General features: G+C 43.1%; 12 protein-coding genes and 2 tRNA genes. 13 read left to right on the forward strand and 1 reads right to left on the reverse strand.

Translation table 11 applies throughout. The features are described from left to right. Positions 1-44 precede the first annotated feature (44 nt). Both C9J42_RS19820 and C9J42_RS19825 read left to right on the forward strand, forming a co-directional pair. Positions 45-120: transfer RNA gene (locus tag C9J42_RS19820), tRNA-Gly, on the forward strand. A gap of 52 nt (positions 121-172) precedes the next feature. Further along, positions 173-248 (forward strand) — tRNA-Gly (locus tag C9J42_RS19825). A 748-nt stretch (positions 249-996) separates the two neighbouring features. On the opposite strand, the gene queG is transcribed toward C9J42_RS19825, so the two are convergent. Continuing rightward, positions 997-2,130 (reverse strand): tRNA epoxyqueuosine(34) reductase QueG, encoded by a 1,134-nt coding sequence (gene queG, locus C9J42_RS19830; RefSeq protein ID WP_107207998.1) that lies wholly within the window; start codon positions 2,128-2,130, stop codon positions 997-999. A gap of 201 nt (positions 2,131-2,331) precedes the next feature. Here queG and C9J42_RS19835 point away from each other — a divergent pair, with 201 nt between their 5' ends. From C9J42_RS19835 to C9J42_RS19885, 11 genes are all read left to right on the forward strand, one after another. Further along, the gene (locus C9J42_RS19835; RefSeq protein ID WP_107288090.1) at positions 2,332-3,816 is read left to right on the forward strand and encodes an NAD(P)H-hydrate dehydratase; all 1,485 of its coding nucleotides are present in this window, start codon (positions 2,332-2,334) and stop codon (positions 3,814-3,816) included. Between the two features lie 4 nt (positions 3,817-3,820). Continuing rightward, the gene (gene tsaE / locus C9J42_RS19840) at positions 3,821-4,285 is read left to right on the forward strand and encodes a tRNA (adenosine(37)-N6)-threonylcarbamoyltransferase complex ATPase subunit type 1 TsaE (RefSeq protein WP_107208000.1); all 465 of its coding nucleotides are present in this window, start codon (positions 3,821-3,823) and stop codon (positions 4,283-4,285) included. Positions 4,286-4,290: 5 nt separating this feature from the next. Further along, positions 4,291-6,033 carry an N-acetylmuramoyl-L-alanine amidase gene (locus tag C9J42_RS19845; protein ID WP_199187171.1) on the forward strand — a complete coding sequence of 581 codons (1,743 nt, stop codon included), beginning with the start codon at positions 4,291-4,293 and terminating at the stop codon, positions 6,031-6,033. A gap of 2 nt (positions 6,034-6,035) precedes the next feature. Then, the gene (gene mutL / locus C9J42_RS19850) at positions 6,036-8,207 is read left to right on the forward strand and encodes a DNA mismatch repair endonuclease MutL (protein ID WP_107288091.1); all 2,172 of its coding nucleotides are present in this window, start codon (positions 6,036-6,038) and stop codon (positions 8,205-8,207) included. 2 nt (positions 8,208-8,209) lie between these two features. Next, entirely contained in the window at positions 8,210-9,145 is a 936-nt protein-coding gene (miaA, locus tag C9J42_RS19855; protein WP_045129185.1) for a tRNA (adenosine(37)-N6)-dimethylallyltransferase MiaA, read from the forward strand. A gap of 86 nt (positions 9,146-9,231) precedes the next feature. Next, on the forward strand, positions 9,232-9,498 hold the full coding sequence (hfq, locus tag C9J42_RS19860) for an RNA chaperone Hfq (RefSeq protein ID WP_005372819.1): 267 nt from the start codon (positions 9,232-9,234) through the stop codon (positions 9,496-9,498). A gap of 28 nt (positions 9,499-9,526) precedes the next feature. Beyond that, entirely contained in the window at positions 9,527-10,816 is a 1,290-nt protein-coding gene (hflX, locus tag C9J42_RS19865; RefSeq protein ID WP_107302261.1) for a ribosome rescue GTPase HflX, read from the forward strand. A gap of 54 nt (positions 10,817-10,870) precedes the next feature. After that, complete coding sequence (gene hflK, locus C9J42_RS19870; protein ID WP_107208003.1) at positions 10,871-12,037, forward strand: FtsH protease activity modulator HflK; 1,167 nt, start codon at positions 10,871-10,873, stop codon at positions 12,035-12,037. Positions 12,038-12,039: 2 nt separating this feature from the next. Then, the gene (gene hflC / locus C9J42_RS19875) at positions 12,040-13,041 is read left to right on the forward strand and encodes a protease modulator HflC (protein WP_107208004.1); all 1,002 of its coding nucleotides are present in this window, start codon (positions 12,040-12,042) and stop codon (positions 13,039-13,041) included. A 73-nt stretch (positions 13,042-13,114) separates the two neighbouring features. Continuing rightward, positions 13,115-13,309, forward strand: a complete 195-nt coding sequence (locus C9J42_RS19880; protein ID WP_105061373.1) for a DUF2065 domain-containing protein — start codon at positions 13,115-13,117, stop codon at positions 13,307-13,309. A gap of 121 nt (positions 13,310-13,430) precedes the next feature. Beyond that, complete coding sequence (locus C9J42_RS19885) at positions 13,431-14,747, forward strand: adenylosuccinate synthase (protein ID WP_107208005.1); 1,317 nt, start codon at positions 13,431-13,433, stop codon at positions 14,745-14,747. Positions 14,748-14,905: the final 158 nt, after the last annotated feature.

Consider the following 14,905-nt stretch of genomic DNA (forward strand, 5'->3'; position numbering starts at 1 on the left):
GTTCATGGCGAAAGCGGTGAACGTTAGGTGAAAGACCTAGCTATGCGACACTAGCTCAGCTGGTAGAGCGCAACCTTGCCAAGGTTGAGGTCACGAGTTCGAACCTCGTGTGTCGCTCCAATTTGATAGTTCATGGCGAAAGCGATGAACGTTAGGTGAAAGACCTAGCTATGCGACACTAGCTCAGCTGGTAGAGCGCAACCTTGCCAAGGTTGAGGTCACGAGTTCGAACCTCGTGTGTCGCTCCAATTTGATTGTTTATTTCATTGTAGATAAACAGAGTTATCATCGAACTTATCGATGAACTATTGCTGTGAAGTAATAGTCCTAATGTAGTATTCCTGAGGTATTCGATTACCGATATCATCAGTGTACTGCTTCAAGTGTTTCTAGCTTAGCTACGAAGCCCACTTAGAAGCGATCGGCTTCGACAACAGAACTCACTTTGTATAAAGCAACCTTTAAGGGTTGTTTTTGCTGTCTCAGCAATACAGGGTATTCATGTTGTAACATCAATACTGCTGTATTGGCGCGATATAACTAACGCGTACGCTCTTTTCTTAGTAATGTTTATCTATTGCAACAGTAGTGCATAAAGCTGTGCCATCTGAGCGAATAACATTGCAGATAGTGCTAACACATTATTTTTATAATAGTATTTCACCGTTAGATCACAATGAAATTAACAGAGTTATCCACACTACATGTACTGTGGGTAAGTTGGTTGATTAGATGTGCTGATGCTATGTGAGTAACTTTGAATTTTAATTTGAATAGTGTTTAATTACCGTTATCCACAGGTGTTTTTATTTCATTTAACTTTATGTTTTATAATGTAAATATTGATTTTTATACCTGCTTTTCAACAGATTTTATGTCATGTTCCTCCTCGGGATAACTATCTTGATTATGTTATCCACCTCCTGTGTTTAATCTTTACCTATCCCCAAGAAAAAACCTAACTTTAAAAAGTTTTCCACATATCCCCCGAGTGACTTATGCATCTCGAGGTAAGCCTTTCTCAATAATCCGTACTAAACGTTTTGTTTTAGTAGGTAAAATTTCGAGAGCGAGTTGATCTTTTCTTTGTTGTTGTTGCGATAGCGCCCAATCGATATGTGTATCAAGTAATTCAGAGATCCCTTGACGCTGCTGAAGTGCTTCAACAATTTCTATTTGATAAGAAGCATTACCCAGAGCAATTGTGATATTTCTGAGCCATTGAATATGGCCTATCCGGCGAATAGCTGAGCCTTCGGTATTTTTTAAGAATGTCGTTTCATCCCAAGCATAAAGAGTTAGCAAGTCTTGTTGGTATAAGCTGTCACGACAGTGGTAATCGTGCTCTTCTGTTAATTGTCCATGTCTGTTTATGGGGCAGACTAATTGGCAGTCATCGCAACCATAGATACGGTTACCGATAGCACTGCGGTATTGCTCTGGGATCACACCATCAAATTCAATCGTTAAGTATGAGATACAACGACGCGCATCTACGATTCCTTCTTCAACAATAGCACCTGTTGGACAGCTCGTTATACAAGCGACACATTTCCCACATTGCTCACTGCTTGGTTTATCAATTGGCAGTGGAATATCAACTAATAGTTCACCTAAAAAGAACCAAGAGCCTGCTTGCTCATTTAAGATAAGTGAATGTTTGCCTGTCCAACCAAGCCCTGCTTTTTGTGCCAAAGGGCGTTCTAGAATAGGCGCTGAGTCAACAAAAGGTCGGCAGCCAAACTGCCCGACGGCTTGCTCAATACGTTGCCCTAATTGTTTCAGTCGATTACGGATCAGCTTGTGGTAATCACGACCGAGTGAATAGCGACTAATAAACGCTTTTTGAGGTTGCTTAAGTGTTTGGGCAAACTCGGCGTGAGGCGGAAGGTAATTCATTCTTACGCTGATCACACGGATAGTGCCGGGTAGTAGTTCAGCAGGGCGCGCACGCATCATGCCATGACGTGCCATCCAGTCCATATCACCGTGATAGCCAGCATCAAGCCAACGTTGCAATTCAGCTTCGTGTTGTGACAAATCAATATCAGTGATACCCACTTGTTGAAAGCCCAGCTCTTGTCCCCAAGTTTTGATCTGCTCAGCAAGTTGATGGTAATCGATAGTCATAACCGAACTCTTTTATATTGCGCTAAATGAAAGGGGGCGCATTCTAGCATATTCTTGTTTTGATCATAGCGGTGAGAATGTGGATTGCTAAGAATAGACTGCGATAATGACCTCTGACGTTGCGATTATAGATGTATAAAATTAACACTGTGTATTTTGATTAGTTATAGTTGTTACACGTTTATTGAGGGCACTTTACCTATGATCACTCATGACATCCCCTTATTTCTCTATACCTCAGAGCAAATCAGGCAAGGTGAGCAATTACTCACAGAGCAACAAAATAGTGTCACGCTTTATCACTTAATGGAACGTGCTGGAGAGGCAACGTTTGATCTTATGAGGCAGCGGTATCCTCAATGTAATAAATTATTAGTGTGCTGCGGTAAAGGTAATAATGGTGGTGATGGCTATGTAGTGGCTCGTTTAGCACATGATCAGGGTATTGATGTTACTGTGTGGGAATCACCCAATGTTGAACATTTACCTGCTGACGCTCGATGTGCTCGTTCTCACTGGTTGCAATGTAATGGTAAAACGATCACTGATACGCCAACCACAAGTTATGAGTTAATTATCGATGCGTTATTAGGGATTGGGGTTAAAGGTGAAGTTCGCTCAGAAATCGCTGAACGCATTCGTTGGATCAATGATCAAAAGACGCCTGTGATTGCAGTGGATGTGCCTTCAGGATTATGTGCAAATACTGGTGCAACTTTTGGTGCTGTTATTAAGGCCTCACAAACGCTCTCTTTTATTGGTTTTAAACAAGGGCTGACAACAGGGCAAGCAGCACAATATTGTGGGGAACGTTACTTTTCAGACTTAGGATTTGATCTGCAATTCTCGCAAGTCATGAAACCATCAGCATTACACATTACAGAATCGCAGGTACAGTCATTACTTTTTCCGCGCTCACGTGTTGCTCATAAAGGGTGTTTTGGACGCGTGCTTTGTATTGGTGGTGATCTTGGAATGGCGGGAGCTATTCGATTATCGTCAGAAGCTTGTAGCCGTGCAGGTGCTGGCTTAACGTCGGTGATAACACGACCTGACAATGCACTGTCAATTGTGATGATGAGACCTGAGATAATGGCCATTGGTTGGCAAGAGTCTTCAAACATACTTGTTGATAAGCTTGCTTGGTCAGATGTGGTTGTATTAGGGCCTGGGCTTGGAACCAGTGATTGGGGACAATCTCTCTTTGCGCAGTGTCATCATATTGATAAACCTTGTGTCGTTGATGCTGATGGCCTTAATTTACTGGCAAAAGCCCCTGACTACCGAGATAATCGAATCATTACACCACATCCCGGCGAAGCGGCGCGATTATTGGATGTCTCTATTAATGAGATTGAAGCCGATCGGTTTGTCGCGATTCAGCGCTTACAGCAAGATTATGGCGGTGTTGTTGTTTTAAAAGGGGCTGGCAGTTTAATTTATGATGGTAAGACATTATGGATTTGTACTTGCGGCAATCCTGGAATGGCAACGGGAGGGATGGGGGACGTATTATCAGGTATCATTGGTGCTTTACTCGGCCAAGGTTTAGCGTTAGTTGAAGCGGCCTATGCGGGAGTCTGGATCCATAGCCGAGCCGCAGATTTGTGTGCGCAAAGCGGAGAGCGTGGTATGCTGGCATCAGATCTCTTTCCGTTTATTCGTCAATTAGTCAATCCAAGATAAAAACATGCAAACATTTGAAACCTTTCTTGCTGATGAGCAGGCAACAGTAGATTTAGGCCTTAAATTAGCTAAAGCCTGTACGCAACAAACAACGATTTATCTTCACGGCGATTTGGGAGCCGGAAAAACAACGTTTAGTCGTGGTTTTATTCGTGCGCTAGGCCATCAAGGGAATGTTAAGAGTCCGACATATACCCTAGTTGAACCTTATGATCTTGCTCCTTGGCAAGTGTATCATTTTGATCTCTATCGCCTTGCAGATCCTGAAGAATTAGAATTTATGGGAATTCGTGATTATTTCACCCAGGATGCTATTTGCTTAGTGGAATGGCCAGAGAAAGGTGATGGGTTATTACCTCAACCCGATCTTGAATTAGAAATGTGTTATCACGGTGAGCAGAGAAAAGTATTGATCCGCGCCAATACGGAATATGGTGCAGCATTGATCAATCATTTGGAGTTGAGTTAATTAGGATGGCGTTACGGACGTATTTAAAGTTCCTGATAGTAGGAGCAGGATTAGTGAGTTCTGCTGCCTCTTGGGCAAATGAACTCAAAGGGGTGAGAATTTGGCCTGCGCCAGATGAAACTCGCGTAGTATTAGATCTGCAAAGTAAAGCTGACTATTCTCACTTTTCATTAGCAGGACCTTCTCGTTTAGTGGTTGATCTTAAAGATACTAAGATCAAAACTAAACTTCCTATTGCGGTTCAGAAAAGTGATATTTTAACCAAAGTTCGCACCAGTACAGCGCCTGCAAAAGGTACAACGCGACTGGTGTTTGAAGTTAAGCGTGGTGTAACGCCAACAATATTCTCTTTATCACCAACGGGCAGTTATGGTTACCGTTTAGTTTTAGACTTGCCGAATGGAACGTCTAAAACAGTGGGTGCTAAAGAAGAGCAAGCAGAAGAAAAAGCGACGGCAAATAACTTAGCGAAAATGCCATCTGGTACCGCTGATATCGTGGTAGCGGTGGATGCAGGTCACGGTGGTGATGATCCTGGCTCTATTGGTCCAACGCGTAAATATGAAAAAAATGTCACACTAGCGGTTGCGAAAAAACTGGCAGCTAAGATCAATGCAACAACGGGTATGCGTGCAGTACTAACTCGCCGTGGTGACTACTTTGTTCCATTGGGTAAGCGTTCAGAAATTGCACGTAAGAATAAAGCCCTTCTTTTAGTTTCTATCCATGCTGATGGCTTTACAAAACCGCAACCTCGTGGTGCTTCTGTATGGGTGCTCAACACACGCCGTGCGAATACTGAAATAGGTCGCTGGTTGGAGCAAAGTGAGAAGCAATCAGAGTTATTAGGTGGTGGCGATGTTTTATCAAGTAATACCAATGATAAATATCTTGGCCGAGCGGTATTAGACCTTCAATTTAGTTACTCGCAAAAAGAAGGCTACGATGTTGCTACTCGTGTATTACATGAGTTACGTAAAGTGGCACGTTTGCATAAAACGGTTCCGCAATACGCAAGTTTAGCGGTATTGAAATCACCTGATATTCCATCGCTATTGGTTGAAACGGGTTTTATTACTAATCCGACAGAAGAGAAATTACTTAATACGACATCACACCAAAACCAATTAGCGAATGCGGTTTATAAAGGGGTGTTGGAGTATTTTGAAGCAAATCCACCTGAAGGTACTTTATTTGCTTCTCGTTTGAAAGGACGTGGAAGTAAGCATAAAGTGACATCGGGTCAGTCATTAAGCGGTATTGCCCAGAAGTATGGCGTGTCGATGGCATCAATCAAAGCTTCGAATAATCTGAAATCAACCTCAGTGAACATCGGTCAAGTGTTGATTATTCCTGGCAACATTAAGACAGCGTCGGTTTCGACGCCAACGAAAACGGTGAGTACGACATCGAGCAGTGCTACAGTGAAACCTGTTGCCTCAACCAAGGTGATTGTACATAAAGTCGTTCGTGGTGAATATTTAGGTAAGATTGCAGCAAAATATGGTGTTACCATGAGCAGCATCCGTCAACTTAATCACCTAAAATCAGACAATGTGATGCTTGGGCAAAAATTAAAAATTGCCGTTCCTGCGCCGAAATATGTTCAACATAAAGTAAAGCGTGGCGAGTTTTTGAGTAAGATTGCTGATAAATATGGTGTGTCAGTTGCAAGTATTCGTGCTACGAATAAGCTACGTTCTGATAAACTAGCTGTAGGACAGACGCTAATCATACCAAGAAGTTAATTATGCCGATTCAGATTTTACCCGCTCGGCTGGCTAACCAGATTGCAGCGGGTGAAGTTGTTGAACGCCCAGCTTCTGTAGTCAAAGAGCTTGTTGAAAATAGTCTTGATGCCGGTGCTACTCGAATCGATATTGATATCGAAAAAGGTGGTAGCCGGCTCATTCGTATTCGTGATAATGGAAAAGGGATCCCTAAAGATGAGCTTGCGCTCGCCCTTAGCCGTCATGCGACTTCTAAAATTACTACTCTGGATGATCTTGAAGCGATAGTCAGTCTTGGCTTTCGTGGTGAAGCGCTTGCCAGTATCAGTTCCGTCTCTCGTTTAACGTTAACCTCCCGCACCCAAGCGCAAGAAGAAGCGTGGTCAGCGTATGCTGAAGGGCGAGATATGGACGTCCAGTTAAAACCTGCAGCCCATCCGGTAGGTACAACGCTAGAAGTGCTTGATCTTTTCTTTAATACACCTGCGCGTCGTAAGTTCTTACGGACAGAAAAAACAGAATTTAATCATATTGATGAGTTGATCAAACGTATTGCGTTAAGCCGCTTCGATGTTGCTATTACTTTGCGTCATAACGGTAAGATCATTCGACAATACCGAGCGGCACAAACGCCGATTCAAAAAGAGCGTCGATTAGCAACGGCATGTGGTTCAGGCTTTTTGCAACATGCATTGGTGGTTGAATTAGCGCACGGAGACTTGAAATTATCCGGTTGGGTATGTAGCTCTCAAGGCGCTCGTGCACAAAATGATATTCAGTATTGTTATGTTAATGGACGGATGATGAAAGATAAGCTGATCAATCATGCGATCCGTCAAGCTTATGAGTCGAGTTTACGATCCGATCAGTATGCAGCTTACGTACTGTATATTGATGTTGATCCTCACCAAGTTGATGTGAATGTTCACCCAGCAAAACATGAAGTGCGTTTTCATCAAGCACGGTTGGTACATGATTTTATCTACCAAGCCTTACAAAGTGCATTGCAGCAAGGGGCATTAGAAGAAGAGCAGCATCAGTATCAATCACCGATACGATCGAGTGCTCACCGTATCGAAGTCGATGAAGATGGTGTCGTGATTGAACCAACAAACTCTGTGACGCAGAGGGTCGCTCAAGCGATAGATGCGACGCCAGAGTATCCTCATAAATCACCGTCATCGGAATGGAATAAGTCTGCATCGACACCGTCACATTCAGCAAGAGCACCCATTGATAGTGATATGCGTGGCTTAGCAGTATCAGCTGAATATGAGGTAAGTGAAGCGTCTGAACATAGTAAACCATCTTCTTATTCGGCTTCACCAAGCACAAATAATAGAGATCAGCATCAGTATGATCGCAGCCCTTGTGAGCGACAAGGCAGTGAGCAAACAATAAATACCACGAGAACTTCTGATGCTTCATCTGGCGCCTCACGTTCTCCTAAACCGGAAGGGCCGACGGCGGCTGAGATCAAAGCATACCAAAAGCTGTTACAAACGGAATCGCCGACAAAACATGTTTTAGCCGAACAACCGATAGAGCGTATTGCCGAGCCGCGTAGAGAGTGGCAAGCAATGCCTTCAACAGCAGTTGTTAAACAACATGCGATAGCGGGTAAAGCTATGGGGCTTGGTAAAGCATTATGTTTGGTGGCTGAGCGTTACTTACTAATGCAGCAAGAGACCAATATTGCTTTACTGAATTTAGATCATGCAGAGTTACTACGCTATGTTGGACAATTGCGTTTAGCGCAAACGGAAGGATTAAAACCTCAACCGCTTTTGATCCCACTATCGGTACCTGTAGAGAGCGATTTAATTGCCTGTGCTGAACAACATGCGATGCTACTTAAACAATTAGGGATTCAACTGAAAGCGAAAGGGAGAAATGGCATAATAATCATGTCAGTATGTATGCCATTAAGACAACAAAACTTACAACAGTTGCTCCCGAATTTGTTAACCTACCTACTTACAGCTTGTGATGATCCAGAAGCACAAGGGTGGGATAAATTATTATATTGGTTAGCTGAACAATGTGTTGGTACAGTGGCAAGTTATAGTTTGTCGCAAGCCATTCAGCTAGTCTCTGAATTAGAGCAGCTATGGGGAGAGAATTTGGCAGGTCATGAAAGCCAATTACTTCGACCGGTAGATATGCAAGCAGCAATAGAAGCCTTTAAATAATGATAACTAAGCCACAACCTCAAGCCATTTTTTTAATGGGACCAACAGCTTCGGGTAAAACCGATCTTGCCATTCGATTACGAGAGCAACTGCCTGTTGAGTTGATTAGTGTTGATTCTGCCCTTATTTATAAGGGAATGGATATCGGTACAGCAAAGCCAGATGCGCATGAACTTGCATTAGCACCGCATCGTTTGATCGATATTCGTGATCCAGCGCAAAGTTATTCGGCTGCAGACTTTCGTGCTGATGCACTGAAAGAAATGGCTGATATAGTTGCAGCAGGGCGAATTCCTTTATTAGTTGGTGGTACTATGTTGTACTACAAGGCTTTATTGGAAGGTTTATCGCCTTTACCTGCTGCAGATCTTGAGGTTCGCGCAGGGATTGAACGAGATGCTGCTGAGCATGGATGGCAAGCATTGCATGATGAATTAGTAAGGATTGATCCCGTTGCCGGAGCAAGAATTCATCCCAATGATCCACAGCGATTATCTCGTGCATTGGAAGTTTTCCGAATTTCGGGTAAAACTTTAACTGAGTTAACAAAAACTCAAGGTGAATCTTTACCTTACAAGGTTCATCAATTTGCAATCACTCCCATGGATAGGGCTGTACTGCATCAGCGAATTGAGCTTAGGTTCAATAAAATGATCGAGGCAGGTTTTGAGCAGGAAGTACGTGCGTTGCACGAGCGTGGTGATCTTCACCTTGAGCTTCCTTCTATTCGTTGCGTTGGTTATCGTCAGATGTGGGAATATTTGGACGGGAATTATGACTTAGATGAAGCGGTTTTCCGTGGTATCTGTGCTACCCGTCAATTAGCAAAGCGTCAAATTACCTGGCTTCGCGGTTGGAAAGATTTGACCTGGTTGGATAGTAGTGATGTGGATTCCGCGTTACAAACAGTCACAAACTCAGTTAGATGTGATGTTTGATTAACGTGTATACTCTGAACTGCTTTGCGTATTTTTAGTTTTTGTTCGTTGCTAATACAACTACAAACAAATAAGGAAAAGAAATAATGGCTAAGGGGCAATCTCTGCAAGACCCGTTTTTAAATGCGCTGCGTCGTGAACGAATTCCGGTCTCAATTTACTTGGTAAACGGTATCAAACTACAGGGACAAATTGAGTCTTTTGACCAATTTGTGATCCTATTAAAAAACACTGTAAACCAAATGGTATATAAGCATGCTATTTCAACGGTAGTTCCTGCTCGTCCAGTGAACCATCACCATGCAGGTGATCGTCCAGCAGGTACTGAACGTCCAGAAAAAACTGAAGAATAATTTATTCTTCCATTAAGGAGTTAATGGCTTGTTTGACCGTTATGAAGCCGGTGAACAGGCGATTCTTGTTCATATTAACTTCACGCAAGATGGGGAATGGGAAGATCTTAGCGAATTTGAAATGCTGGTCTCCTCAGCGGGCGTCAATACACTGCATGTTGTCACTGGCAGCCGTAAGACTCCGCACCCTAAATATTACGTTGGAGAAGGTAAGGCACAAGAAATTGCCGACGCGGTAAGAACAGCGGAAGCTGATATCGTTATCTTTAACCACTCCTTGTCTCCCGCTCAAGAGCGTAACTTGGAGCAAATTTGTCAGTGTCGTGTACTCGACAGAACAGGTTTGATCTTAGATATATTTGCTCAACGCGCACGTACCCATGAAGGTAAGTTGCAAGTCGAGCTTGCACAGTTACGTCATATATCAACCCGATTGATTCGTGGTTGGACTCACCTTGAGCGACAGAAAGGGGGGATAGGTCTGCGTGGACCTGGTGAAACGCAGCTTGAAACAGATAGACGTTTATTGCGCGATCGAATTAAAACAATTCTACGTCGTTTAGATAAAGTGGCTAAACAGCGTGATCAAGGAAGACGTGCGCGTAATCGTGCAGAAATTCCAACGATCTCATTAGTGGGATATACCAATGCTGGTAAATCCACACTCTTTAATCGGATCACCGATGCGGGGGTTTACGCCGCCGATCAACTGTTTGCAACTCTAGATCCTACACTACGTAAAATAGCAGTGGCTGATGTAGGTACAGCGATTTTAGCTGATACCGTTGGATTTATTCGACATCTTCCCCACGATCTAGTGGCAGCATTTAAAGCTACCCTTAAAGAAACACAAGAGGCTGATCTTTTACTTCATGTGGTTGATGCAAGTGATGATCGCTTCCGTGAAAACATTGAAGCTGTTGAAACAGTACTAGAAGAAATTGATGCGGGTGAGGTGCCTACTTTAATTATCATGAATAAAATTGATAATTTAGAGCATGCAGAACCTCGTATTGAACGAGATGAAGAGGGAGTTCCTCGTCGCGTTTGGGTTTCAGCGATGGAAGGGCAAGGCATTGACTTGTTATTCCAAGCACTAACTGAACGCCTCTCCGGTACGATGGTAGCGCATACCTTACGTGTACCCCCTGAAATGATTGGGCGTATCCGTAGCAAGTTTTATCGGCTGGGATGTATTTTACAAGAAGAATACGAATCAGACGGTTATTTGATGATTGATATTCGTTTGCCTTTGGCGGAATGGTCTCGATTACAAAAAAGAGAAAGTACTTCGTTAGATGACTTTATCGTTGCTTAATGGATTACTAGAGTGATAAAAACTGTCGTCATATCATATTGATGGAGTTCTATAATGGCGTGGAATGAGCCTGGAAACAACGGCGGCCGTGATGATAAAGACCCTTGGGGTAATAATAATCGCGGTGGACGTGAACAAGGACCACCAGATCTCGATGAGGTTTTTTCAAAACTAAGTCGTAAAGTTGGCGGTGTGTTTGGAAATAAAAAAGGGCCGAGTGGCAGCGGGAGCGCTGTTGGCTTGGGGGCTGTTGCCGTATTAGCTGCGGCGGTTTGGGGTTTTTCTGGTTTTTACACCATTGGCGAAGCAGAGCAAGGTGTTGTGCTACGTTTTGGTAAGTTTGATCAAGTTGTAAAACCCGGTCTGAACTGGAAACCAACGTTTATTGATGAAGTTATCCCAGTCAACATTCAAGCAATTCGTTCTCTTCGTGCATCTGGCTTGATGTTAACGAAAGATGAAAACGTTCTGAAAGTTGAAATGGATGTTCAGTACCGTGTTGATAACGCTGAGAAGTACCTATTTAGCGTAACGAATGCTGATGACAGTTTGCGTCAGGCAACCGATTCTGCACTTCGTGCCGTGATTGGTGATTCAACGATGGATCAGGCATTGACGACAGGTCGTCAGACTATTCGTGCGAATACTCAAGCAGCAATTGATAAAATTATTGCAAAATACGACATGGGTATCCGTGTTGTTGATGTGAACTTCCAATCAGCTCGTCCACCTGAAGCGGTGAAAGATGCATTTGATGATGCTATCGCAGCGCGAGAAGATGAAGAGCGTTACGTTCGTGAAGCAGAAGCTTACAGTAATGATATTTTGCCTAAAGCAACGGGTCGTGCTGAGCGTCTGAAGAACGAAGCTGAAGGTTACTCTGAGCGTGTTGTTAATGGCGCATTGGGTGATGTAGCACAGTTTGATAAATTGTTGCCACAATACCTAGCAGCGAAAGAAGTGACACGTGAGCGTTTGTATCTAGATACCATGGAGAAGGTGTACAGTAACACCAGCAAAGTGTTAATTGATACGAAATCAGGTGGCAGTAATAATATGATGTACTTACCACTTGATAAGCTGATGTCTCAGTCAAATCAAGCTGATAAGAAAACCGATAATTCAGATCGTTTAAGCGGTATTGAATTAGAAAAAGTAGAAACTCCAACTCCAGTTGCACCTGCTTCTCGTGCTGATACTGGCCGTCAAGGGAGATATTAATTATGCGTAAGTTAATGATCCCAGTAGTAGTGATTTTTATTGCTCTATTATTGATGTCAGTGTTTGTCGTAAAAGAAGGTGAGCGTGGTATCGTGGTGCGTTTCGGTCGTATCTTAAAAGATAACAATACTGAAATTGCCCGTATTTATCAGCCCGGCCTACATTTTAAAGTACCAGTGTTTGACCGTGTTCATGATTTAGATGCGCGTATTCAAACTATGGATGATCAGGCTGATCGTTTCTTAACAGCTGAGAAGAAAGACGTGATCATTGATACCTATGTGAAATGGCGTATCAAAGATTTTGGTAAGTACTACTTAGCAACAGGTGGTGGTAATACATCAACTGCAGAAGCGCTATTAAAGCGTAAAGTAGTCGATAGCCTACGTGCTGAAATCGGTTCGAAAGAAATTAAGCAGATCGTGTCTGGAGAAGACAGCATTTCAACACCAACTACAGCGTCTGATATTGCACAAACTAAAGCGGCTAAAGCTGCTCTAGCGGTAATTGAAGGTGTAGTACCGGTGAAGGAAGTTGAAGGCCAGCGTGATAAAATCATGGCAGATGTACTTGAAGAAACGCGTGAAAGTGCGAAAGATTTGGGTATTGAAGTGGTTGATTTCCGAATTAAGAAAATTAACCTACCAGATGAAATCAGTGAGTCTATCTACCGTCGTATGCGTGCCGAGCGAGAATCAGTAGCGCGTAGTTACCGTTCGCAAGGTCGTCAACGTGCTGAAGAGTTACGTGCACGTTCTGAGCTTGAAGTAGCGACTGTTCTTTCTGAAGCAAAACGTAAAGCACAGGTTATTCGTGGTGACGCGGATGCAAAAGCGGCAGAGATTTACTCAAAAGCTTATAGCCAAAACCCAGAGTTCTACAGTTTCTGGCGTTCGCTTAAAGCTTACGAGAAGAGCTTCAACTCTAAAAATGATGTATTGGTTGTTGATCCTAACAATGAATTCTTTAAGTACATGAATCATTCAGAACTTAAAGCAAACTAAACCAATCACATCAGACATCTGTTATTGTAAAGACAAGGCCTCGGCCTTGTCTTTTTTTATGGGGAAAAGAAAAATGTCACATTCAATTTGGATGGCACTAGGCTTAGTGTTAGTGGTTGAAGGCTTAGGGCCATTACTTGCGCCTCGCGGGTGGCGAGAGATGGTTAACCAGTTAAGCCAACAAAATGATAATAATTTGCGTCGTATTGGCGGCTGTCTGGTTGTTGCCGGTGCGGTTATTGCGTATATGATGTATAGGCAGATGTAAAATACATAGCACACAATGGTGACAATTCGCTTGCAGAAACGGTCTACACGGCTAAAAAATGACTGCAAGCTGAATGTTAAGGTGCTAGAATCCCTTTTTAACTACTGATAGATGAAGAAAGATGGCAAATAATGTAGTCGTTCTTGGCACCCAATGGGGTGACGAAGGTAAAGGTAAAATCGTTGACCTACTGACCGAAGATGCAAAATATGTGGTTCGCTACCAAGGCGGTCACAATGCAGGTCACACCCTAGTTATTGACGGTGAGAAAACAGTTCTTCACCTGATCCCATCAGGTATCCTACGTGACAATGTTAAATGCATCATCGGTAACGGTGTGGTGCTTTCTCCTGATGCGTTAATGAATGAAATGGGCCCACTAGAAGCACGTGGTATTCCTGTTCGTGAGCGTTTATTCCTGTCAGAAGCTTGTCCATTAATCCTTCCTTACCACATTGCTCTTGACCAAGCGCGTGAAGCTGCTCGTGGTAAAAAAGCAATTGGTACGACTGGTCGTGGTATCGGTCCTGCTTACGAAGATAAAGTTGCACGTCGCGGTCTACGCGTTGGCGATCTTTTCAATAAAGAAGCATTTGCAGAAAAGCTTAAAGAAGTGATGGCTTACCATAACTTCCAGCTTGAGCATTACTACAATGCAGAGCCTGTAAACTACGAAGAAGTGCTAGAAAAAGTACTTTCTCAAGCTGATATCCTAACGTCTATGGTTATCGACGTCACTAAAGAGCTTGATGATGCTCGTCTACGTGGCGACAAGATCATGTTCGAAGGCGCGCAAGGTACGCTACTTGATATCGATCACGGTACTTATCCGTATGTAACCTCTTCTAACACAACTGCTGGTGGTGTTGCTGCAGGTTCTGGCTTTGGTCCTCGTCACCTAGGTTACATTCTTGGTATTGCGAAAGCTTACTGTACACGTGTTGGTGCTGGTCCTTTCCCTACAGAGCTATATGATGGTCTAGACAAGCAAGATCCAGTAGGTAAGCACTTAGGTACTGTTGGCCACGAGTTTGGTGCAACAACAGGTCGTCTACGTCGTACCGGTTGGTTCGATGCCGTTGCTATGCGTCGTGCGGTACAAATTAACTCTATCTCTGGCTTCTGTCTAACTAAATTAGACGTACTAGATGGCTTAGAAGAGCTAAAAATCTGTACTGCATACAAAACGAAGACGGGCGAAATCTTAGAAGTTTCACCAATGGCTGCTGACGAGTACGAAGATCTAGAGCTTGTTTATGAAACAATGCCGGGTTGGAGTGAAACTACATTTGGTGCTAAGTCATTAGACGTGCTTCCACAAGCAGCATTAGATTACATTGCACGTATCGAAGAGCTAACAGGCGTTCCAATTGATATTATCTCTACAGGTCCTGACCGTAACGAGACAATTATCAAAGTTCACCCATACGGTGAATAATTATCGCTGATGCGAATTGATTTAAAAACCAGCTTTCGGGCTGGTTTTTTTATATCTAATTAAAATGAATACTGCCTTATTCGTATATTTTGGAAGTGATATCATTAATTAACGATAGAATGTTAGCTAAAGTCTTTAGGCTAGATGTCGATAAAAAG

This window comes from Photobacterium sp. GB-56 (assembly GCF_003026105.1).
Lineage (GTDB): Bacteria > Pseudomonadota > Gammaproteobacteria > Enterobacterales > Vibrionaceae > Photobacterium.